The sequence below is a fragment of the Arcobacter acticola genome (assembly GCF_013177675.1).
Lineage (GTDB): Bacteria > Campylobacterota > Campylobacteria > Campylobacterales > Arcobacteraceae > Aliarcobacter > Aliarcobacter acticola.
This window is the reverse complement of record NZ_CP042652.1, coordinates 1-23,770: the sequence shown is the minus strand read 5'-3', so window position 1 is coordinate 23,770 and position 23,770 is coordinate 1. Positions and strand designations below refer to the sequence as shown.

General features: G+C 28.2%; 24 protein-coding genes and 1 other RNA gene. 18 read left to right on the top strand and 7 right to left on the bottom strand.

Annotation, left to right across the window (positions count from 1 at the left end):
- Positions 1 to 12 precede the first annotated feature (12 nt).
- From nifD to AACT_RS00050, 16 genes are all read left to right on the top strand, one after another.
- Complete coding sequence (gene nifD / locus AACT_RS00125; protein WP_172123797.1) at positions 13 to 1,470, top strand: nitrogenase molybdenum-iron protein alpha chain; 1,458 nt, start codon at positions 13 to 15, stop codon at positions 1,468 to 1,470.
- A 10-nt stretch (positions 1,471 to 1,480) separates the two neighbouring features.
- The gene (gene nifK, locus AACT_RS00120; protein WP_172123795.1) at positions 1,481 to 3,025 is read left to right on the top strand and encodes a nitrogenase molybdenum-iron protein subunit beta; all 1,545 of its coding nucleotides are present in this window, start codon (positions 1,481 to 1,483) and stop codon (positions 3,023 to 3,025) included.
- A 120-nt stretch (positions 3,026 to 3,145) separates the two neighbouring features.
- A complete protein-coding gene (locus tag AACT_RS00115) occupies positions 3,146 to 3,928 on the top strand; it encodes a TOBE domain-containing protein (RefSeq protein ID WP_172123793.1) in 783 nt (260 codons plus the stop codon).
- Positions 3,929 to 3,936: 8 nt separating this feature from the next.
- Positions 3,937 to 4,713 carry a molybdate ABC transporter substrate-binding protein gene (modA, locus tag AACT_RS00110; protein WP_228720504.1) on the top strand — a complete coding sequence of 259 codons (777 nt, stop codon included), beginning with the start codon at positions 3,937 to 3,939 and terminating at the stop codon, positions 4,711 to 4,713.
- Positions 4,710 to 5,111 carry a TOBE domain-containing protein gene (locus AACT_RS00105; RefSeq protein ID WP_172123791.1) on the top strand — a complete coding sequence of 134 codons (402 nt, stop codon included), beginning with the start codon at positions 4,710 to 4,712 and terminating at the stop codon, positions 5,109 to 5,111. The genes modA and AACT_RS00105 overlap by 4 nt, the downstream gene beginning before the upstream one ends.
- Positions 5,104 to 5,799, top strand: coding sequence for a molybdate ABC transporter permease subunit (gene modB, locus AACT_RS00100; protein ID WP_172123789.1), 696 nt, complete (start codon positions 5,104 to 5,106; stop codon positions 5,797 to 5,799). The genes AACT_RS00105 and modB overlap by 8 nt, the downstream gene beginning before the upstream one ends.
- Position 5,800: 1 nt before the next feature.
- Positions 5,801 to 6,352: a hypothetical protein gene (locus tag AACT_RS00095; protein ID WP_172123787.1), complete on the top strand. Its 552-nt coding sequence runs from the start codon at positions 5,801 to 5,803 to the stop codon at positions 6,350 to 6,352.
- Positions 6,353 to 6,355: 3 nt separating this feature from the next.
- A complete protein-coding gene (locus tag AACT_RS00090; RefSeq protein WP_172123785.1) occupies positions 6,356 to 7,207 on the top strand; it encodes an ABC transporter ATP-binding protein in 852 nt (283 codons plus the stop codon).
- 199 nt (positions 7,208 to 7,406) lie between these two features.
- Entirely contained in the window at positions 7,407 to 8,516 is a 1,110-nt protein-coding gene (locus tag AACT_RS00085) for an aldo/keto reductase (protein WP_172123783.1), read from the top strand.
- A 1-nt stretch (position 8,517) separates the two neighbouring features.
- A complete protein-coding gene (locus AACT_RS00080; RefSeq protein ID WP_172123781.1) occupies positions 8,518 to 10,164 on the top strand; it encodes an L-aspartate oxidase in 1,647 nt (548 codons plus the stop codon).
- Positions 10,165 to 10,167: 3 nt separating this feature from the next.
- The gene (nifT, locus tag AACT_RS00075) at positions 10,168 to 10,377 is read left to right on the top strand and encodes a putative nitrogen fixation protein NifT (protein ID WP_172123779.1); all 210 of its coding nucleotides are present in this window, start codon (positions 10,168 to 10,170) and stop codon (positions 10,375 to 10,377) included.
- 96 nt (positions 10,378 to 10,473) lie between these two features.
- Positions 10,474 to 12,003, top strand: coding sequence for a sigma-54-dependent Fis family transcriptional regulator (locus AACT_RS00070; RefSeq protein WP_172123777.1), 1,530 nt, complete (start codon positions 10,474 to 10,476; stop codon positions 12,001 to 12,003).
- Positions 11,993 to 12,517 carry a thioredoxin domain-containing protein gene (locus AACT_RS00065; RefSeq protein WP_172123775.1) on the top strand — a complete coding sequence of 175 codons (525 nt, stop codon included), beginning with the start codon at positions 11,993 to 11,995 and terminating at the stop codon, positions 12,515 to 12,517. Before AACT_RS00070 ends, AACT_RS00065 begins: the two co-directional genes overlap by 11 nt.
- The gene (locus AACT_RS00060) at positions 12,510 to 13,334 is read left to right on the top strand and encodes an SIR2 family protein (protein ID WP_172123773.1); all 825 of its coding nucleotides are present in this window, start codon (positions 12,510 to 12,512) and stop codon (positions 13,332 to 13,334) included. Before AACT_RS00065 ends, AACT_RS00060 begins: the two co-directional genes overlap by 8 nt.
- Entirely contained in the window at positions 13,327 to 14,580 is a 1,254-nt protein-coding gene (clpX, locus tag AACT_RS00055) for an ATP-dependent Clp protease ATP-binding subunit ClpX (RefSeq protein WP_172123771.1), read from the top strand. The genes AACT_RS00060 and clpX overlap by 8 nt, the downstream gene beginning before the upstream one ends.
- 58 nt (positions 14,581 to 14,638) lie before the next feature.
- Complete coding sequence (locus tag AACT_RS00050) at positions 14,639 to 15,025, top strand: 4Fe-4S dicluster domain-containing protein (protein WP_172123769.1); 387 nt, start codon at positions 14,639 to 14,641, stop codon at positions 15,023 to 15,025.
- Between the two features lie 33 nt (positions 15,026 to 15,058).
- On the opposite strand, the gene AACT_RS00045 is transcribed toward AACT_RS00050, so the two are convergent.
- A complete protein-coding gene (locus tag AACT_RS00045; RefSeq protein ID WP_172123767.1) occupies positions 15,059 to 15,469 on the bottom strand; it encodes a YqaA family protein in 411 nt (136 codons plus the stop codon).
- Positions 15,466 to 16,365, bottom strand: a complete 900-nt coding sequence (locus AACT_RS00040; protein WP_228720503.1) for a DMT family transporter — start codon at positions 16,363 to 16,365, stop codon at positions 15,466 to 15,468. The genes AACT_RS00045 and AACT_RS00040 overlap by 4 nt, the downstream gene beginning before the upstream one ends.
- 147 nt (positions 16,366 to 16,512) lie before the next feature.
- Between AACT_RS00040 and ffs the strand changes: the two genes are divergently transcribed.
- Positions 16,513 to 16,609, top strand: an RNA gene (gene ffs, locus AACT_RS00035) — signal recognition particle sRNA small type.
- A 34-nt stretch (positions 16,610 to 16,643) separates the two neighbouring features.
- On the opposite strand, the gene AACT_RS00030 is transcribed toward ffs, so the two are convergent.
- The gene (locus tag AACT_RS00030; RefSeq protein WP_172123765.1) at positions 16,644 to 17,258 is read right to left on the bottom strand and encodes a DNA-binding protein; all 615 of its coding nucleotides are present in this window, start codon (positions 17,256 to 17,258) and stop codon (positions 16,644 to 16,646) included.
- Positions 17,259 to 17,269: 11 nt separating this feature from the next.
- Positions 17,270 to 17,647, bottom strand: coding sequence for a preQ(1) synthase (gene queF, locus AACT_RS00025; protein ID WP_172128455.1), 378 nt, complete (start codon positions 17,645 to 17,647; stop codon positions 17,270 to 17,272).
- 154 nt (positions 17,648 to 17,801) lie between these two features.
- Here queF and AACT_RS00020 point away from each other — a divergent pair, with 154 nt between their 5' ends.
- Positions 17,802 to 18,809, top strand: a complete 1,008-nt coding sequence (locus AACT_RS00020; protein WP_172123763.1) for an NAD(P)-binding domain-containing protein — start codon at positions 17,802 to 17,804, stop codon at positions 18,807 to 18,809.
- A gap of 45 nt (positions 18,810 to 18,854) precedes the next feature.
- On the opposite strand, the gene gyrB is transcribed toward AACT_RS00020, so the two are convergent.
- From gyrB to dnaA, 3 genes are all read right to left on the bottom strand, one after another.
- Positions 18,855 to 21,176, bottom strand: coding sequence for a DNA topoisomerase (ATP-hydrolyzing) subunit B (gene gyrB, locus AACT_RS00015; protein WP_172123761.1), 2,322 nt, complete (start codon positions 21,174 to 21,176; stop codon positions 18,855 to 18,857).
- Between the two features lie 36 nt (positions 21,177 to 21,212).
- Positions 21,213 to 22,283 (bottom strand): DNA polymerase III subunit beta, encoded by a 1,071-nt coding sequence (gene dnaN, locus AACT_RS00010; RefSeq protein ID WP_172123759.1) that lies wholly within the window; start codon positions 22,281 to 22,283, stop codon positions 21,213 to 21,215.
- A gap of 170 nt (positions 22,284 to 22,453) precedes the next feature.
- On the bottom strand, positions 22,454 to 23,770 hold the full coding sequence (gene dnaA / locus AACT_RS00005; protein WP_172123757.1) for a chromosomal replication initiator protein DnaA: 1,317 nt from the start codon (positions 23,768 to 23,770) through the stop codon (positions 22,454 to 22,456).

The window sequence follows — 23,770 nt, the reverse complement described above, 5'->3', positions numbered from 1 at the left end:
AAGGAGAAAACTATGGGACCAGAAACATTAGAAAGTCTACAAAAAGAAGCTCTTGCTGAAGTACTTGATTCTTATTCAGACAAAGTAAAAAAAAGTAGAGCAAAACATTTAGGTATTGATTCACCAGAAACAGGAAAAGGTTCTTGTGATACAACAAAAAGTAATAAACAAACAGTTCCAGGAGTTATGTCTCAAAGGGGATGTGCCTATGCAGGTTCTAAAGGGGTTGTTTGGGGACCTATTAAAGATATGATTCATATTTCTCATGGACCTATTGGATGTGGACAATATTCAAGAGGTGGTAGAAGAAACTATTACATAGGAACAACAGGTGTTGATACATTTGTAACTATGAATTTTTCTACTGATTTTAATGAAAAAGATATCGTATTTGGTGGGGATAAAAAACTTAAAAAAGCATTGAGTGAAATTGATGAATTATTTCCATTAAATAATGGTATTTCAATTCAATCAGAGTGTCCAATTGGATTAATTGGGGATGATATTCACGCCGTTGCTAAAATGCATAAAAAAGAGACAGGTCATCAAGCAATCGCCGTTTCATGTGAGGGGTTTAGAGGGGTTTCACAATCACTTGGTCACCATATTGCAAACGATATGATTAGAGATTATATTATGCCTGATCACTCTTACAAAAAAGATTTCGAATCAACTCCTTATGATGTATCAATTATTGGAGATTACAACATCGGTGGAGATGCGTGGTCAACAAGAATTATTTTAGAAGAAATGGGTTTAAGAGTTATTGCTCAATGGTCAGGAGATGCAACTTATAAAGAGTTAGCAATTGCTCCAAAATCAAAATTAAATCTATTACATTGCTATAGATCTATGAACTATATAGCAAGACATATGGAACAAGAGTTTAATGTTCCTTGGATGGAATATAACTTCTTTGGACCTACAAAAACAACTGAAAGTTTAAGAAAAATTGCTTCATTTTTTGATGAAACAATTCAAGAAAAAACAGAAGCTGTAATTGCAAAATATACTGCAATGACTGATGCTGTAATTGCTAAATATAAACCAATGTTAGAGGGTAAAAAAGTTATGCTTTATGTTGGTGGATTAAGACCAAGACACGTTATTGGTGCTTATGAAGATTTAGGAATGGAAGTAATTGGAACTGGTTATGAATTTGGTCACGGAGATGATTATAAAAGAACAAAAGATGAAATTGAAAGATCAACACTTATTTACGATGATGCAAATGAGTATGAATTAGAAGCTTTTGTTAAAAAATTAAGACCTGACTTAGTTGCAGCTGGTGTTAAAGAAAAATATGTATTCCAAAAAATGGGATTACCATTTAGACAAATGCACTCATGGGATTATAGTGGTCCTTATCATGGGTATGACGCTTTTGCCATTTTTGCAAAAGATATGGATTTAGCAATCAATTCACCTGTATGGAACCACACAAAAGCTCCATGGGAAAAAGAAGCGTAAGGAGAACAGTATGCAAGATGTAGATAATATAGTAAATGGACAAAAACTTTTTTTAAAACCTGAATATCAAGAAGTTTTAAAAAGAAAAAAAGAGTTCGAGAGTGCAGCAGGTGCTGTAGCTCCTGAAAAAGTTGCAGAAATCCAAAAATGGACTGAGTCTTGGGATTATAGAGAAAAAAATCTAGCAAGAGAAGCAATTACCATTAACCCTGCAAAAGCTTGTCAACCATTGGGTGCTGTTATGGTAGCTCTTGGTTTTGAAAATACAATGCCTTATGTTCATGGATCTCATGGATGTGTTGCATATTTTAGAACATATTTTACTAGACACTTTAAAGAACCAACTCCTTGTGTATCTGATTCAATGTCAGAATCAGCAGCGGTATTTGGTGGTTTAGCAAATATGAAAGATGGTTTAAGAAACTGTAATGCACTTTATAAACCTGAAATGATTGCTGTTAGTACAACTTGTATGGCAGAAGTTATTGGTGATGACTTAAATGCATTTATTATAGGTGCAAGAGAAGAAGCAGAAGGTGAATTAGACAATGTTTTAATCCCAAGTGCGCATACTCCTTCATTTGTTGGTTCTCATATTACAGGTTATGATAATATGATGAAATCAACTTTAGAGCAATTAAGCGAAGGTGTTGAAAAATCTGTTGATGCAGAAAGAATAAACATAATTCCTGGATTTGAACCTTACTTAGGATCATTAAAAGAAATTAAAAAAATCTCTAAAATGTTTGGTGATAAAATCATTATGATTGGTGACCATGAAGAACAATGGGATACTGGGGCTGGTGAATATAAATTATACGCTGGTGGAACAAAATTAGAAGATGCAAAAACTGCAATTAATGCAAGCGCAACAATCAGTTTACAAAAATATTCTTCAATTTTAACAGCTAAAACTATTAAAAATAAATGGAAACAAAAGTTCGAAACTTGTAATCCAATTGGATTAAGTGGTACAGATGCTTTTGTTATGAAATTAGCAGAATTAACAGGGAAAGAAGTTCCTGAAGAATTAAAACAACAAAGAGCTAGATTTGTTGATGCAATGCAAGATTCTTATCCATATATGCATGGTAAAAAAATTGCAATTTGGGGAGATCCTGACTTCTTATTAGGAATGGTTTCATTCTTAGTTGAAATGGGTTCAATTCCAACTCATATTGTATGTAACAATGCACCAAGAAAAGGTTGGGAAGAGGATATGAAAGCTATTCTTTCTAAATCTGCAAGAACTGCTGAATGTAATATTTGGCCTGGAAAAGATTTATGGCACCTTAGATCTTTATTATTCACAGAACCAGTTGATTTTATGATTGGGAATGTTTACGGAAAAGAATTATACAGAGATACAAAAATACCTTTAATCAGAATTGGATTCCCAATTTTTGATAGACACCACTTACATAGATACTCTATAAGTGGTTATGAAGGTGGATTAAATCTATTAACATGGATTACAAACTCTATTTTAGATCAATTAGATGAAGAGACTAAAAATATCGCAGAAACTGATTATTTCTTCGATTCAGTTAGATAATTCAAAAACTAGAAGATTTTCTTCTAGTTTTTTTTAAATTACCGTTATGTATTAAGTTACATAATGGTAATATTTTTTAATAATCGTTATATACAAAAAGATATAACCAAAAGGATTTATGTGGAAATTTCATCAAATTTAACTTTAGAGATATTTAATCAACCTTTTTTACTAGAAAAAAGAATTGATTTATTAATAGCAGTTAAAAGAACCGGTTCAATTAGTAAAGCTGCAATTGAGGTTCCTATGAGTTATAAAGCTGCATGGGAAGCCATTGAAGCTATGAACAATCTTTCTACAACTCCTATTGTACAAAGAGAAACAGGAGGAGTTGGAGGTGGTGGAACGAAACTTACACCCTATGGAGAAAACCTTATAAATACCTATGAGATTTTAAGAAGTGAACAAAAAAAATTTCTTGAAAACTTAAGTCAAAGAACGGATATAAATACAGGAACATTAAAAGATATAAGGAGATTATCAATGCAAATTAGTGCTAGAAATCAGATAAGTGGTATTGTAGAGTTAATAACAAATGGAACAGTAAATGCAGAAGTTTATATAAAGCTAAAAAGTGGATATACAATAGTTTCTGTGATTACAAATACAGCCGTTTCTAACTTGAATTTAAAACTAGGGGATGAAGTAGTAGCTATTTTTAAATCAAATACAGTTTTAATAACAACTGATATAAGTTTAAATATAAGTGCTAGAAATAAACTTCAAGGAAAAGTAGATTCAATAAATAAAGGTGAGATTAATTCTGAATTAATTATAGATATTGGAAATGGTGATAAAGTAGCTTCAATAATTACATCAAATTCAATTGATAATTTAAAGATAAAAGAGGGTGCACAAGTAAGTGCTATTATAAAAGCCTCTGATGTAATGATAGGTAAATAAGGAAAAAAATGATGAAACAAAGTGGAATCCTGTTTACAGGTAAAAAAATATTTTTAGTATTATTACTTTTATCTTCAAGTGTATTTGCAGGTCAAATAAATGTTGCAGTTGCTGCTAATGTTAGTTATGCAATGGATAAATTAATTATAGAATTTAATAAAACAAATCCTAATACAAAAATTCAAGTAACACTTGGAAGTAGTGGAAAACTAGTGGCTCAAATTAAAAATGGTGCGCCATATAATATATTTATGGCAGCAAATATGGGTTTCCCACAATCTTTATATGATGATCAAATTGCAATTACAAAACCTGTAGTTTATGCTCAAGGAGCACTTGCAATGATAAGTTCCAAAGAGCTTGATTTTTCAAAAGGAATAGATATTATAAAAGAGAGTTCAATAGAAAAAATTGCAATTGCAAACCCAAAAACAGCTCCATATGGGGCAGCAACTATGGAAGCTATTAAAAATGCTGGATTAGAAGAAGTGACTAAAGGTAAATTTGTTTACGCAGAGTCGGCATCTTCTACCGTAAATTATGCTACAACAGCCGCAGATATAGGTTTCATACCAAAATCTTCACTTTTTGATGAAAATTTAGCACAATATAAAGAAAATAAAAACTGGATAAGTGTTGATACAAAACTATATAAAGCTATAGAACAAGGTATAGTTATAATTAATAATGCAAAAGATAACATGGAAGTTAAAGCATTTTACGATTTTATCTTAAGTGCAAAAGCTAAAAAAATATTTATTGATTATGGATACATTGTAGAATGAGCCAAATAATTGCAACAATAAAAAAGATACATAATATAGATAATTTAAACATAGTAGAGTTTGACTTTTTTGGAAAAACTTTGAAAATGATGAGTTTAGATTTAAATAAAAATGTTCAGATTGGTAAAAAAGTAAAACTTGCGGTGAAACCTACAAATATTTCTATTGCAAAAAATTTATTTGGAGAAATTAGCTTATCAAATCAACTTGTTGTAAATATTAAAAGTATAGAAAATGGTCAATTATTAAGTAGTATAATTTTAGAAGTAAATGATACAATTTTTGAAAGTATAATAACAGCAGATTCATCAAAAAGGATGAATCTGCAAAAAAATGAACAGGTAACTATTTTGATAAAAGCTAGTGATTTATCTATCATGGAGGTGTTAAATGATTGAGTTATTAAAAACTATTGAGTTTTCTCCTTTTATAATCTCTTTTAAATTAGCTGCAATTACAACTTTGATTTTGTTTTTTATAAGCCTACCACTTGCTTGGTATTTATCACAAACAAAATCAAAATTTAAACCAATACTTGAAGCAATAACAACTCTACCAATAGTTTTGCCACCTTCTGTTTTAGGTTTTTATATACTTTGGTTTTTATCTTTTAATTCACCTATTGGTGCATTTTTTGAAGAGTATTTTGGAATTAAACTTGTATTTAACTTTACAGGACTTGTAATTGCTAGTTGTTTTTATAGCTTACCTTTTATGATTCAACCACTACAAAGTGGCTTTGAAAGTTTAAATAAAAATATGCTTGAAGCTAGTTATATTTGCGGAAAAAGTAAAATAGAAACTCTTTTTAAAATAGCTCTACCAAATATAAAACCAGCACTAATGACAGCTATAATTGTAACCTTTGCCCATACAGTTGGAGAGTTTGGTGTTGTTTTAATGGTTGGAGGAAGTATTCCTGATCAAACAAAAGTGGCTTCTGTTGCTATTTATGAATTTGTAGAAATTATGGATTATACAAATGCCCATATTTATAGTGTAATTATGGTGATACTTAGTTTCTTAACTCTTCTTGGTGTTTATATTTTTAATGGTAAACAAAAAAAGAGTGTAGTAGGAATATAAAATGAAAAAAAATATACTAGATAGATATGATAAAACTGCAAATAATGAAATTATTATAAAAATTTCTACTAATAAATTTGAAAATCTTTATGAGCATTTTGATAGAAGTTCAACATTTCTAAAAAAAGATTTATCTAAACAGTTAGTTGATTATATAATCGAAAGTGTAAGTGAAATATCAAATGAAAAGTTCATAATAAAGTTTTATTTAGAAGAAAGAATAGAAGAAGAAAATATTTTACAAATAGAAGAAAGCTTTGATAACTATTTTAGCTACCTGGAAGAACTTGAAAAAAAGAAAATGAAAGAGCAGGTGAAAAATTCGCTTATATTTATGCTTATTGGAGTATTTTTTATAACCTTATCAATTTTAACAGAAACAAATGAAGAGTTAACATATAGAATAATATCAGAGGGATTAATGATAGCAGGATGGGTTTCTATGTGGGAGGCAATGGCTACAATACTTATTAAATGGTTGCCTTTGAGAAAGAAGTTAAAAATCTTTAAAAAAATTAGTTTTTCTAAAATTGAATTTGATTTGAAAGAATAAAAGATGATAAAAATAAATATACAAAAACAACTTCATGGATCAAATGGTTTAATGAATTTAAATGTAAATCTAGAAATAAAACAAGGTGAGTTTGTAGCTCTTGCAGGTCTTAGCGGTAGTGGAAAAACTACACTTCTAAGAATTCTAGCAGGTCTTGAAGAAGCAAGTGGAATAATAAAAATAAATAATTCTATTTGGCTTGATGAGAAATTTTCTTTAAGTCCTCAAAAAAGAGAGATTGGTTTTGTATTCCAAGATTATGCACTTTTCCCAAACTATACTGTTCTTGAAAATCTTTTATATGTAAACAAAGATATAGAACTTGCGAATCATTTATTAAAAATCACCGAACTAAGTGAACTAAAAAATAGACTTCCACAAACTCTAAGTGGCGGTCAAAAACAAAGAATTAGCTTATGTCGAGCATTAATGAATAGACCTAAAATTCTACTTATGGATGAACCACTATCAGCTTTAGATCCATCTATGAGAACAAAACTTCAAAATGAAATTCTAACATTACATAAAGAGTTTAACACTACTACCATAATGGTAAGTCACGATCCAAGTGAGATATATAGACTTTCAAATCGAATGGTAGTTTTAAATAATGGACAAATAATAAAAGATACCACTCCTAAAGAGGCCCTATTAAAAACAAATGGAAGTGCTAAATTTTCATTTGAAGGAGAACTTCTAGATATCATTAAAGTTGATGTAATTTATGTTGCTATTATAACAATAGGACAACAATTAGTTGAAGTTGTAATTGGTAATGAAGAAGCAAAAAATTTAAAAATAGGTGACATAATAAATGTAAGTACAAAAGCATTTGCACCTATGGTGAAGCAGTAAAATATATAATTCTACACAAAGCTATGGAACACTTATTGCATATAGATTAGTACACCTTAATACTTAGAAAGTTTGGGAACAATTTATTTTGTTCCCTTATTACAAGGAGAAAATCTATGGAAAAATTTGTTTTACCTATTATTTTGATACTTTATATAAGTGCGATAATTTTTTATGAATATAGAAAAGAATTAAAGCCATGATAGCAACTCTTGAAGCAACTTATAGTTTTGCAAAAAAATTCCCACACTATAAAGATTTTTATATTAAACACAATGATTTAGTTTTCTCAAAACTAGGGCTTGGAACTTTTAATAAAGAACCTTACAAAGAAGAGAACTATGTTTTTCATTATATAGAAGGTGTTAAAGAAGCTATAAAAAGTGGAATAAACCTAATAGATACAGCAAGTAATTATAGATATGGACAAAGTGAGAAAGAGATTGGTATTGCTTTAGAAGAATTATTTCAAGAAAATAGTGTAAAAAGAGAGGAATTAATTATATGTTCAAAGGGTGGTTTTATTCAACTTGAATTTCCTTTCCCCAAAAATCCCTATACTTGGATTGAAGAAAATATAATTAACACCTCATTGGCAAAACTTGAAGATATTGAATTAGATCAACATTGTATGACTCCTGATTATTTAGAGTGGTCATGTAAACAATCTTTGAAAAATCTTGGTGTAAAAACACTTGATATTTATTTTTTACATAATCCTGAAATACAAATTGGTAAACTAGGATATAAAATATTTCTAAAAAAAATTGAATCTATTTTTAAAAGATTTGAAAATATGGTTACTAATGGTTTAATAAAATCTTATGGGGTAGCTGTTTGGAATGGATTTATAAATCAAAAAGAGTCAAATGAACATATAAATTTAGAAGATTTAGTTGATATTGCCATAAAAGTAGCAGGGCCTAATCACAACTTCAAATATATTCAAACACCTTTTAATATGGCAAAAACTTCTATATATACAATGCCCACTCAAAAAGTGAAAGGGCAAGATTGTACATTACTTCAAGCAGCTCATAGATTAAAAATTGGTGTAATTTCAAGCTCATCATTATTACAAATGAATCTATTTAAAAAATCATTTAATACACAAGTTGGTTACCTTCTTGATTCTAAAATGATTTTAGAAAATGATATTCAATTAGCACTTCAATTTGTTCGTTCAACACCAGGACTTATCTCATCACTATTTGCATCAAAAGTTCCAGTACATATAAAAAAGAACTTAGAAATAACAAAAATACCAGCAACATCAAAAGCGAAATACGACTTGATGTATAGAGTATAAAATGATTTACGATGTAATAGTTGTAGGTTCTGGAATAGCTGGCTTAATGGCAGCTATTGAAGCAAAAGATGAAAACAATAAGGTTGCACTTATTTCAAAGTCTAATGTCTTTAAATCAAATTCTTCAATGGCAAGTGGTGGAATAAATGCTGTTCTTGATATAAATAATACAGATGAAATCAATAAACATATTCAAGATACATTTAATTCAGCAAAAGGGCTTGGAAATAAAAAAGCAATAACTTATATGTGCAAACAAGCATCAACTATTATTGAAAAATTAATTGAATATGGTGTAGATTTTGATAGGGATGAAAATAATAAAATACTTCAAAGGCCTTTTGGAGGAGGAAGTTCAAATAGAACTTGTTATGTAGGAGATAAAACAGGAAGTGCTATAACCTTGAGTCTTATAAAAAAAGCAAAAACTATGGGTATAACTTTTTTACCAAATAATTTCATTTTAAATCTTGCAAAATACCAAGATAGAGTAAGTGGCGTAGTTTCATTAAATAAAGAAACTTCACAAGTTATTATTTATTCATCAAAATCTGTTGTTCTTGCAGGTGGAGGATATGCTGGCATTTATAGAGGTTACTCAACAAATGCACCTGATTATACAGGGGATTTATTAGCTGTTGCTTTAAGAGCCGGGCTTTATTTAAAAGATATGGAGTTTGTTCAATTTCATCCAACTGGTTTTGTAAAAACAAATTATTTAGTAACAGAAGCAGCTCGAGGAGAGGGTGGTTACTTAGTAAATAGTGAAGGTGATCGATTTATAAATGAGCTTGAAACTAGAGATAAAGTAGCACGAGCTATTTTAAAAGAACAACTTGAAGGTAAAAAAGTATTTATTGATTTACGACATTTAGGTCTTGAAAAAATACAGCAAAAGCTTCCATCTTTATATAATGCTGCACTTATGCAAAGTGGAGTTGAGTTATCTAAAGAATTATTAGAAATCAAACCTGTTGCACACTATACAATGGGTGGAGTTGATGTAAATATGACTGAATCTGATTTAAAAGGTTTATTTATTTGTGGAGAAATGGCTTCAAATGGAGTTCATGGTGCAAATAGATTGGGTGGTAATTCTTTACTTGAAGGATGTGTATTTGGGAAACTTGCAGGTAATAAAGCAAAAGAGTTTTCCAAAGAGTTTGAGTATGCACCAATAGACTATAACACCGTAATAAAAGATATTGAAATGATTGATTTTATTTTTTCATCAGATACAAGTAAAAACTTTAATGCAATAAGAATAAGTCTTGGGAAATGCTTATTTGAAAAAGCTGGAATTATTAAAAATGAAAAAAATTTAACCCTTGCATTTGATTATATAAAATACCTAAGACAAATCTCTTATACATTACATTGTATCAATAAAGAAAAAAATAATAATGTTGAATTAACAGCAATTTTAGAACTTAGAAATGCTCTTGAGATTTCAGAAGCAATTATTTTAAGTGCTCAAAAAAGATGTGAAAGTAGGGGAGCTCATTATAGAGATGATTATCCTGAGACTTTAAAAAAATTTGATAAAAGTTTTGTGGTTAAAGAGTTAAAAAAAGGGTTTTTTAAAATCTCATTTAAAGAAAATGACTTAATAAAAAAAATCAAAAATTTATTTATAAACAAGGAGTAAATTATGGCAAAAGTAATGTTAAGAGAAGTAGATGGAGTTGTATCTTTTTATTTTGCAAAAAAAGATATGGAAGAAACAATAGAAGAAATAGAGTTTGATAGTGATGAAAAATGGGGTGGAAATGCAAGCTTATCAAATGGTGAAATTTGGTGGATACAACCAGGTATTAAAAAGCTTCCTAAAGAAGAAGTTTGCAAAAAAATTTCAGATTAAGAAATTGTATGTTTATTATATAAATGAATGCTTATTTATAGCATTGATTATAGATATAATTTGAATAAATATTAAATGTACACAAAAGGAGTAAAAATGTTTGATAAATCTGCCTGTATGGGGTGCCTTACAATAAAAGAGCTGATGACACTTCATGAAATATCTTCAATTATTTCTAATCATTATGATTTACAAACTTCATTGGAAAAATCAATGAAAATATTGAAGAATACTCTAAATCTAGATAATTGTGTTGTTCATATTATTGAGGATGATATTTTAAATGTTTTTGCTGCTGTTGAGTTATCAAAAATCCAAAAAAATTTGGCTTCATATAAAATAGGTGAAGGTGCAACGGGAATGGCTGCTGAATCTAATGAGCCTGTGGTTGTAGAGAATATTCATAATAACTCTTTATTTTTAAATAAATCAGGAAAAAGAGATTTTAATGGAAAATCTTACGTTGCTGTTCCCTTAATGATAGATAATGAAAGTATAGGTGTTTTAGGTGCTGTTATTACAAAAACAGCCGAAATAGACTTGGATGATACTGTTAGAATTTTGGCAATTGTAGCTTCTATATTTGCACAAACTATACACTCATATCAACTTAATCAAAAAGAGAAAGAAAGACTTCAAGAACTAAAGCTTTATTATAAAATGGAGTGGGACTCAAAGGTTCATAACTTTGGGGATATCATAGGTGATAGTCCAAAAATGCAACAAGTTTTCAAAGTAATACAAAGAATTGCCCAATCAGATGTTACAGTATTAGTTCGAGGAGAAACAGGTACAGGAAAAGAGCTTGTGGCTGCTGCTATTCATAAAAGAAGTAAAAGAAAAGATGAACCATTTATAAAACTAAACTGTGCAGCAATTACAGATACCCTACTTGAAAGTGAACTTTTTGGTCATGAGAAAGGTGCCTTTACAGATGCAAGAGAAACAAGAAAAGGTAGATTTGAACTAGCAGATGGTGGTACATTGTTTTTAGATGAAATAGGAGATATAAGTGCATCAGCGCAAGTAAAACTACTTAGGGTTTTACAAGAAAGAGAATTTGAGAGAGTAGGTGGAAGTAAAACCATAAAAGTAAATGTAAGATTAGTAGCAGCAACAAATAGAAATCTTGAACAAATGGTAAAAGATGGAAAATTTAGAGAAGATTTATATTATAGATTAAATGTAATTCCTATTGATTTACCACCACTAAGAGAACGAGGTGAAGATATAAAACAACTAGTAAATTTCTTTTTAGAAAGATCTATTAGAAACCATAAAAAGATGGTAACTATAACAGATGAAGCTATGGATGCATTATGTGATTATCCTTGGCCAGGAAATGTAAGAGAACTTGAAAATACACTAGAACGTATTGTATTAATGGGAAATGAAGAAGGAATAAATAAATCAGATATGTTACTTTTACTTCCTGCACTTTTTGATCATAAATTAAAAAGTGATTTTAAACCAATATCTAAAAAAACTCTAAATTTAGAAGAATTAGAAAAAGATGCGATTATTGAGGCTCTTGAGAATAATGATTTCAATCATTCAAGTGCAGCATTAGAGTTAGGAATAACTCTTAGACAAATAGGTTATAAAATAAAAAAATATGAAATCTAAAATAACATACAAAAATGAAGAACTAGAATTAATTGATGATTTTGTGGATATTGGTTATATGGCAGATAATTTCGATGCTGTTGATATAAACAATAATGAAGTAACTATCAAAAAAGCAAGTCCAAATAGAAATATTCAATTATTTTTATCTTTTCCCTTCTTTGATGATTTTTCTGAAGAAATAATTACTTTTGATGAGTTTATTAGTGCTGCAAAAATAGATATTTTTACATATGTAATATTTAGTGAAAAGACCACTTTATCATACAAGTTTAAAAAATTAATTCCTATATTTGATATAAATGAAGAGTTTGCAAATATGTACGGAACGAAAATTGTAAGTGGTACTCTAGAAAATAGATTAACAAAAGCACTTTTTTTAATAGGTAAAGATGGTGCCATCTATCATATAGATATGCCTGAGAATTTAGAGAAGCCTTTAGATTTAGAAAAAATCCGATTGGCACTAAACAAAGCATATCACTCATACACAGGAGCTGGATGTCATGGATGATATAAAACAGAAGATAAAAACTGGTCAACTTATTCCTTTTTTAGGAATGGGAGTGTTTGAAAATACGAAAACAAAGGATGGTTCTACTCTTCCTTATGATAGTGATTCAATGATTCTAGCTTTAAACAATGGAAGAGCTATGAGTGATAGGCTTATGTATGAATACAGTCGAGCTGCTATGAGCTTAGAGCAAAGAAAAGGTAGAGAATTTATTATTCAAATGACAAATCATATCTATTCATCAAAAGAGTATGAAATACCAGATATTTATAAGTGGTTAAAAGAACTAAAACCAAAATATATTATTGATACTAATATGGATGATAGTTTACAAAAGATATACAATGATGTAGAGCATTTTTTAATCACAGGTGTTTCAAGAATAACAGCAGATTGGGATAGATATTTAATCTATTTATTTGATGTAAAAGAGCAAAAATATACAAGAATTGAAAAAGAAAATCTAAACTTAGACTTACCAATACTTTTTAAACCAATGGGTTCTACTAAACCTGAAATGAATTTCATTATATCAGATGCTGATTTTGTTGATTGGTTAACAGAAGCTATGGGTGGTTATGCAATGCCTAATATACTAAAAGAGTATAGAAAAGGTAAAGATTATCTATTTTTAGGAGTAGATTTTTCAAGGGATACTTTTAGAATGGTTACAAATGAAATAACTATTGATTTAAATGCTGGTCTTTCTTTATTTGATAAAGAAGAATTAACAAAAAAAGAGGATAAATTTATTAAAACTCATAACTTAGAGGTTTTAAATATGAGTATTAATAATTTTATAAATAGCAATGAATAGTACAGCTACTTGTGATTTCTGTGGAAAAGAGATAACAGAAGTAAAAAAAATATTCTCAAGTGAAGTTTCTCATATCTGTGATGAATGTATAAGTATGTGTTCTAAAGTTCTTGAAAAAGAGCTTATTAAAGATAGTAAAAAAGAGTTCCAAAAAGGCCTTAGTGTTCCTATTAAAATAAAAGAGCATTTAGATGATTATGTAATTGGCCAAGATGAAGCTAAAAAAATTTTAGCCGTTGCTTTATATAATCACTATAAAAGAATTGATAAACCAATAGTAAAAAATATAGAAATAGAAAAATCAAATATTATGCTAATAGGTCCCACAGGAAGTGGTAAAACACTTCTTGCAAAATCTCTTGCACGAATTATGGATGTTCCTTTTGCTGTTGCTGATGCTACAGCATTAACAGAAGCTGGTTATGTGGGAGAAGATGTTGAATCTATTTTATCAAGACTACTTGCAAGCGCTGATTATGATTTAGAAAAAGCAAAAAGAGGAATAGTTTATATTGATGAAATAGATAAAATTGCCAATAAAAGTGAAAGTGAGACAAGTGGTAGAGATGTGAGTGGAGAAGGTGTTCAACAAGGATTACTAAAGATTTTAGAAGGTGCTGATGTTTATGTTCCTGTAAAAGGAAGCAGAAAAAACTCATCTGCTGAAACTGTGATTTTTGATACCACTCATGTTTTATTTATTTGTGGTGGTGCATTTGTTGGATTAAGGGAAGATGATAGTGTTAAAAAAACTAAAAAAGCTCCTAAGATGGGATTTTTGAAAAAAGAAGATGAAGAAGCCAATAAGAAACCTATTGAAGCCAAAGAGTTGATTTCATTTGGTTTAATTCCAGAATTTATAGGAAGAATTCCTATTATTGCAGAGCTTAACAAACTTTCAAAAGAGGATTTAATTAGAGTTTTAAAAGAGCCAAAAAATGCCATTACTAAACAGTATGAAATACTATTTGAACTTGATGGGGTTGAACTAGAATTTACAGAACCAGCCCTTGATAAAATAGCAGAAATTGCAGTTGAAAAAGATGTTGGAGCAAGAGGTCTTAGAGGTATTATTGAAAGTATTATGCTTCCCTTACAATATATTACTCCATCTGAAGAAAATCTTGAAAAATGTATTATTACAAAAGAGTATATCAACAAAGAAAAAGATGTTGAATTAATCTATAATGATAATATTGCAGAAGAATCAACAAAAGAAATTCTTTATAAAAAAATTGTAAACTAATTTTATAAGGGAACAAAAATTGCATATTATTTTTTATATTTTATAAAAAGGATAGAAGATGGCAGTTAAAATTACAGATGAATGTATAGCTTGTGAAGCTTGTGAATCTGAGTGTCCAGTTGCAGCAATATTAGCAGATGGAAATGAAAAAAATCCAAAAGATGGAATTTTATATGTAAAACCTGAATCATGTGTAGAGTGTGTTGACCATGCAGATGCACCAAGATGTGCAGAAGCCTGTCCTACTGCTGGTGCAATTGTATGGGATATGCCTTATACTACAGATTTTAGTACATATTATTCATCTGGACACGAAAGTGGTGAATATAAAATTAGAGAGCACAAATCAAAAGGTTTAATGCTTCCTGAAATTAAATCTCAAAAATTTAGACCTGAGATTCCTATGAGTACAAGGGAAGCTTACGGGAATGTTTCTAACTTCTAATTTAAAATGTAAATACACTTTGGTGTATTTACATTAAACTACTAAATAAGCTATAAAAAGATATCTAGATAATTTTGCAATAACAACCAAAACTATAAATTTTTTTAAATCATATTTTAAAATTCCAGCTACAAATGTTATGGGATCTCCAATTATTGGAAGCCAAGAAAAAAGTAAAGAAATAGAGCCATATTTATCAAAATAAGATTTTGATTTTAATATCACTTTTTCATTTATTAGTTTTTTCTCTACTAAGTATTCTTCACCTTTTAAGCCCAAAAAATAGTTTAAAAGTGAACCTAAACTATTTCCTATAGTTGCCACTATTACTAAAAAATAAATATTATAACCCTCTTTAATATCATAAATAAGCAAAGCCTCACTTCCTAAAGGAAATAAAGTTGCAGATATAAATGCACTAAGAAAAAGGATTAAATAAATCATATTCTTTTCTTAAACCAAGAACTTGATACTTCTGATATAAATACACCAACTAAAATCACAAGACAAGCTATGAATTCAATAATAGATAATTTTTCATTTAATACAAAATATGCCAAAATCAAAGTAAATACAGGAATCAAATATACAAAAACAGCAGCCTTTGAAGCTTGAATCTTTGTTAAAGCATAATTATATAAACCATAACCAGCCAAAGTTACCACTACACCTAAATAAAGAACCCAAAGAAAAGAATTCATTGTAATATTTAAAGGAATAGTAAAATATTCATATAAAAATAGTGGTGCGAAAAATATAGCACCTATAAAGGCCTGAATGGCTGTAATAAACAAAGCAGAATACTTATCACTTAAATATCTAGCTGTTATTGTGTAACCAGCACCACAAGCCATAGCAAGAAACTCTAAGAAATTTCCCAAAAGAGGATTTGGAGAACTAATTGATGTTGTTCCTTGTAAACTTAACCATATAGCTCCAGACATTGCTATTAAGGAACCAAATATTAATTGTTTTGTGATAATTTCTTTTAAAAAATATCCTGCTGCCATAGCTGTGATTATTGGCATTAGGGAAGTAATCATTCCAGCTTGTGATGCACTTGTTAATTGTAAGGCTTTTGATTCAAATATAAAATATAAACATGGCTCAAATAAAGCCAATAAAAGTATAAATTTTATATCTTTTTTTGAAAAATCATATTTTAAAAAAGATTTTATAAAATAAACAAAACACAAAGATGCAATGAGCATTCTTAAAAATATAACTGTAAATGGTCCTAAATCTTCCATAGCAGCTTTTAAAGCAATAAACGAACTTGCCCATATAAACATGGCGAATATTAATGATAATATACCAATATAACTAAATTTTTTTGTCAATTTTCTATTCTCAACTTTCTATTAAAAACGTATTATACAGATTAGTTTTCAAAAGGAAATTAATTTATAATAAATTAAAGATTTTTATAGTATAATTCCAATCTCAAAAGAGGAACATTGAGAATATCTAGATATTTTGAATGCTCTTCTTTAGACCCTTACAATTATTATTTGAGACAACGCCCCAGGATGGGAACATAGCAAGGCACCTTACTTAGTGGTGTGTTTGGGTATCTGGAGAAGAGTACTTAAAGTACTCTTTTTTTTTGCCTAATTTTTTAAATTAAATCAAGAAAATCTGAATTTAAAATCAACAATTTCTTTTCAACTTTATTATAAATAAATCTTTTATCTGCATTTTTTATAGCATTAAATATAATAAATCTTATTTCTTGTTCAGTTTTATTATATCTTTTCATTAAAATAAAAAAATCTTTAACTAAAATAAAATCATTACTTTGTTTTTCAGTTTTTGTTTTTATTTCTTGTTGAATTTGGGGCTTATAAACAGAACGCATTTCATTAAATGCACTTTGTAAAAGTTTGATTTCTGAGTTAAAAACTTCTATTATTCTTTTTTGATTTTTTTCTAACCTAAAAATTTCAGAAATATATTGTTTTTTCATCCATTTCATAGATTTTTGTAGAAGTTCTATTTGTTCATTTTTAACATCAATAATAGCTTGTGAATTATCATGTATAGTTTGTCTTATGGGTTCAGCTTTTGTTTTTGTAGGTGTTTCATCATGTTTTTGTTCATCATCCACATAAACAAAAGTTTTACCATCTTTTTTGATAGATTTTAATTGTTCTTTTTTTATTCTGTAATGTATACCTTGTAAAGACAATCCCAATATTTGGGCAGCTTCAGAAGTTGTAACTAATCTTTCCAAGGTATAAATCCTTACATTTTTGCGCTATCTATTTCTATAACAGTATGCACATTTCCTCTTGGTTTAAAATCTGCGATAACTTTTAACCATTTTGGTTCTAATTTAGAGTTTAAAGTATCAAATATTTCATTTGCAGAATTTTCATGAGAAACTTCTCTAAACATAAATGTATTAATATAAATTTTTAAAGCTTTTAATTCAATCACTTTTTTATTTGGGGTATATTGAATTTTAATTGTAGCAAAATCAGGGTATCCACTTCTTGGACATTTGGCCATAAATTCAGGTAATTCAATATCTATAATATAATTTTTATCATGAGCATTTGGCCAAAAATTTTCTTCTTTATTTATATCAAACTCTCTAATTTCTCTTTCACCATATTTCATTTCCATATTTTTTATAACCTTTTTTTAATAATAATTTTTATTGATTTTATCTAAAAATCCCTTATAAGTGTAAGTGATTGAAAAAATACATTAATTTAAGTATAATTTATTGTTAAAAATTTAAACTAAAAATTAATTAATATAAGAGAGAATTATGAAAGATAAAATATATGATATTGTAATAATTGGTGGAGGACCAGGAGGAATTGGTTCAGCTATCGAAGCAGCAGCACATAAAATAGGGGAAATATTACTAATAGAAAAAACTGATAATCATTCTAATACTATTAGAAAGTTTTATAAAGATAATAAAAGAGTAGATAAAGATTATAAAGGACAAGTTACCACTTTACAGGGTAATGTTGAATTTTATGATGGAACTAAAGAAACTACACTTGATTATTTTAATAATTTACTTGATACTGAAAAGATTGATGCAAGATTTAATACAGAAGTTGAAAAAATCATAAGAAATAAAGAAACAGATTTATTAGAAATACATACTTCAATTGGATTAATACAAACAAAAAATGCTATTGTAGCTATTGGAAAAATGGGAAAACCAAATAAACCTGATTATAAAATTCCCCCATCAATAAAAGCACAAGTAAATTTTAATCTTGATAAATGCTCAACAAATGAAAAAATATTAGTTGTTGGTGGTGGAAATTCTGCTGCTGAGTATGCATATGATTTAGCTGATCAAAACAATAATGTTACTTTAGTTTATAGAAAAGCAACTTTTTCAAGACTAAATGAAACAAATGAAAATCTACTGAAAAAATATAATGGTGAAGAAAAATTAAGACTTAGAATGAATACAGATATTTTATCATTAGAAAATGAAGAAGATAAAATAAAAGTAGAGTTCAATGATGGTTATAGTGTATTATTTGACAGAATAATATATGCAATTGGAGGAACAACACCTGTTGATTTCTTAAAATCATGTGGAATAAGTGTAAATGAAGATGAACAACCAATATTTGATGAGCATCATGAAACATCTGCAAAAGATATTTATGTTGCAGGAGATATTGCCTTTAAATCAGGTGGTTCAATTGCAATTGCATTAAATCATGGTTACCATATTGTAAATAATATTTTAAGAAAAAGAGGGAAAATATTTTCTCATACTGAGAAATTTTCAAAGTCAGAATAGTTTTTAAATAACAAAGAAATTTTATTTCTTTGTTATTTGAGTTTATTAAACGTCTAAGTGTTCAACATCTTTTGCGTGTTCTTCAATATAGTTTCTTCTAGGTTCAACTTCATCACCCATAAACAGAGTAAATGTATCAGATGCAACTTCAGCATCTTCTATTTTAACTCTTAAAAGTCTTCTATTTTCAGGAATCATTGTTGTTTCCCATAATTGCTCAGGATTCATTTCCCCAAGACCTTTATATCGTTGAATATAAGCACCTTTTTTTGCAAGAGTTTCAATATCATCTAAAATATCTAATAAATCTCTACCTTCAAATACTGTTAAATCTCTTTCTACTAATCTAGTATAAATATAAGTAGCTTCACTAAAATATGGTGATGCAAATAGCTCCTCATCGATTATAAGCTCTTCTAGACCCTCTTTTGTTTGAACGAATAGTTGAATTTTATCTTCAAGTACAGTTTTTGATAAAATGTTATAACCTTTAGCTTCTAAAAACTCTTTAACTTTTTCATATAAAGATGTAAAATCAAGATTTACTAAATCAGAGTTTTCAATTAAGTGTTTTAACACTTCAAGTAATGAATATCTTTTTCCTAATTGAGCTAACATTCCTCTATATCTTGAAACAATTTTAAATAAATCTAATAAATCGTTATATCCTAAACCTTCAAAAGCAAATGATTCTAAACCATTTTCAATTAAAAATGCAGATAATGCAATATCATCTTTTAAATATATTTCATTTTTACCTTTTTTATATCTATAAAGAGGTGGTTGAGCAATATATAAGTAACCATTCTCAATAACAGGTCTTAAGAATCTAAAGAAAAATGTTAATAAAAGTGTTTGAATATGAGATCCATCAACATCGGCATCTGTCATAATTATAACTTTGTGATATCTAATTTTTTCATTATCGAAATCTTCACCAATTCCACAACCTAGTGCCGTAATCATATTTCTAATTTCATCTGATTTTAAAATTTTATCAAGTCTTGATTTTTCAACATTTAAAATCTTACCTTTAAGTGGTAAAATTGCTTGAAAAACTCTATCTCTGCCTTGTTTTGCAGAACCTCCTGCTGAGTCCCCTTCCACCAGGTATAATTCTCTAATTGCTGGGTCTTTAGATTGACATTCAGCTAGTTTTCCTGGAAGTGTTCCCACAGACATAGAGTCTTTTTTTCTAGTTAAATCCCTAGCTTTTTTAGCTGCTTCTCTACCTCTTGCTGCCATTAAAGATTTTTCCATAATAGCTTTTGCTTGTTGTGGATTTTCTTCAAAATATTTATCTAAAGCATCACCTGTTAATTTTTGAGTAATCGCTTTAACATAAGAAGATCCCAATTTACCTTTAGTTTGACCTTCAAATTGAGGTTCTGGAACTTTTACAGAAATAACGGCAATTAAACCTTCTCTTACGTCATCTCCTGTAATTTTTACATCTTTTTCACGTGCTGCTGCGTTTTCATTTAAATATTTAACAATAGATCTTGTAAGTCCAGCTTTAAAACCAGCTTCATGAGTTCCACCATCAATAGTTCTAATATTATTTACAAATGATAAAGTTTTTTCAACATAAGTATCGTTATACATAACAGCGATATCAGCTTCAACACCATCAATAGTATCATTAAAAGCAACTGCATCACAAACAGCTGTATCTTTATTCATATCTTCAACAAATTGTTTTAAACCACCTTCAAAATGGTAAACTTCTTTTGTTTTTGTAATTTCATTATCAAGTGTAATAGAAATAAATGAATTTAAATAAGCAACTTCTTTAAATCTTTTAGCAAGAATAGCAAATTCGTATTTACTTACTTCAAAAATAGAGTCATCAGATAAAAATTCAATTGTGGTTCCTGTTTTTCTAGGACTATCACCAATTACTTCTAAAGGTCCTTGAGGAATACCACATTTGAACTCTTGATAATGAATTTTTCCTTCTCTATAAATTGTCATTTTTAAATGTTTTGATAAGGCATTTACTACAGAAACCCCAACACCATGTAATCCACCAGAAACTTTATATGTGTCTTTATCAAATTTACCACCTGCATGAAGTACTGTTAAAACAACAGTTGCTGCACTTATTCCTTCACCTTCGTGAATAGCAGTTGGAATTCCTCTTCCGTCATCTTCTACTTTAATCCAATGATCTTTTGACATTGTAATTTTAATATTTTTACAATAACCAGCCATTGCTTCATCAATAGAGTTATCTACTACTTCATAAACTAAGTGGTGCAAACCATTTGTACTTGTATCACCAATATACATACCTGGTCTTTTTCTTACAGCTTCAAGACCTTTTAAAACTTTTATGTTACTAGCGCCGTATTCTTGTTCACTCATTATAGATTTCCTTGTTATATTGTTTAAATTTTTATATTATTTTTCTAAAACTATTGGCATTACAATAGTAAAAAACTTATCATCTTCTAAATAAAATGGTAAGTTTGATTCGTTAAATCCAATTTTGATTTTTTCATTATGTGACATAGATAAAAAATCTAATAAATATTTAGCATTTACTGCTAAATAAAACTCTTTTTCAATATTTAAATCAATATCAATTTGAGTTTTAGATTCTGTATCTTCATCTAATGATTTAAATATAATTGATGTTGAACTAAAAGTAATTTTAATATTTGAAAATAAAGAAGTTACTAATTTAATTGATTCAACTAATATATTTTTTGGAAGTGGAAAATTGTATTTTAATGTTCCAGGTATAATTCTTTCATAATCAGGAAATTTTCCATTAATTAGTTTTGTAAAAAATTTATTGTTATTGTTTGATATAACTAAGTTTGTATCATCAAAATATATTTTTGCATCATCTAAGAAAAGTTTTTGAATTTCAATTATAGCTTTTTTAGGAATGATAAATTGATGTTCTTCATTTGTAATATTTTGTAAATATGAAACTGCTAATCTTCTAGTATCAGTTGATACGAAATTAATTTTTTGATTTTTGATATCTAATAATGCACCATTTAATTCAAATTTTGGATTATTGTTATCAATTGCAGGTGTAATTTTTCTAATTGAATTAATAAAATTAATTGTTGAAATTGATAGTTCTTTTAAATTTTCAGATCTATTTAATGATGGGTATTCATTAGCATCATAAGTTGGTAATTTAAATGTTGATTTATTTTGTTTTATTACTAAATTATTGTTTGTAACTTCAAATAAAATTTCTTCATTTTTTAATCTTTTAATAATACCTAATAAATTTGAACCATTAACAGTAATTTTTCCATCTACCATATCTGTTATATTATCAATATGTGATTCTAAACCAATTTCATAATCTGTAGCTTTTATGATTAATTTAGCATTATTGATTTCTAAATATATATGTGATGTAATTGAACTAGAATCTTTTTTTTCTAAAAAAGGTTGCATTGAAGCTATTACATTTTCAATTACATTTTTAGTAATTACAAACCTCATTTTATTTCTCCTATATTTTTATTTAATTTAGTGGAAGTAGTAGTCTATGTGAAAAGATGAAAATACCTTTTAAAACACTGCTGAAGCGAAGGTTCATATAGTGATTAAAATTGTACTTGTATTCACATCTTTTCACATAAGTCTTTAAAACTTATTTTGTTCTAAAGCTTTTACCACTCCTTATTTATGATTTTATTCTTCAAATTTTCTATAATTAATTTAAAGTTTTCGTCTTTTTCAATTAACTCATTTGCTTTTTTAATATTATGAGAAATTGAACTATGATCTTTCATTCCTAAGAACTTTGCAATATCTGGCATAGAGTTGTGTGTTAATTCTCTTGTAAGATAAATAACAATTCTTCTAGCATTTGCAACTGTTGCTGTTCTTTTCTTAGATTTAATATCACTTGGTTTAATATTTAACTGATTTGCAACAATATTTATAACATCAGGTAATTTTATATTCTCTTTTGTCTCTTTAATTTGTTCTTTTAATAGGTTTTGAACCATTGAAAGAGTAATTTCTTGATTTAAAAGTGATGCACTTGCATTTATTCTTATTAAAACACCTTCAATTTCTCTAATTGAATTATCAAGTGTTGTTGCAATGAAATTCACTATCTCTCTACTTAAAGAGATTCCATTTAAATCAGATTTCTTTTCAATAATTGCAATTTTTGTTTCAAGCCCTGGAATTTGAACATCTGCTGTTAATCCCCATTCAAATCTAGATTTCAATCTATCAACAAGTCCAGCAATTTGAGATGGAAGTCTATCTGAAGTCATAACAATTTGTTTTTTTGCATTATGAAGCTCATTAAATGTATGGAAAAACTCCTCTTGAGTTTGTTCTTTTCCAGATAAAAATTGAATATCATCGATTAATAAAACGTCACACTTTCTATATTTATTTCTAAAATGTTCCATATTTTTATTTTTGATTGAAAAAGTAAAGTCATTCATAAACTGCTCAATAGTTACATAAATAACAGTATTTCCTTTTTCAATTGCATGATTTCCAACTGCTTGTAAAAGGTGAGTTTTTCCAAGACCAGTTCCACCATAAATAAACAATGGATTATATTGAATTCCAGGTTTATTTGAAACTGCAAGTGAGGCATTATAGGCCATTTGATTAGAAGGGCCCACTACAAATGAATCAAAAGTATATGAAGGATTTAGTATTGTGCTTTCAGCTGTTTGATTTTGAATTTGCTCTTTTAAAATCTCTTTTTTAGATTTTTTTTCACCTGCAAGTTTTATTTCAATCGAAGGTTTAGAACCATCAAAAATTTCAAAACAATGTTGTATTAATCCTGTGAATTTACTTTTTATCCATGAAGCAATATATTTATTATTCACTTCAAAAATAGCAATTTTTTCATCAGAAGATATTTTCTTATAAACTAATTGCTTTAAGTATCTTTCAAAGTCGGTTTTTGTTGCTTCTTTTTGAATTATTGTTTGGAAATCTTTGGTTGTCAT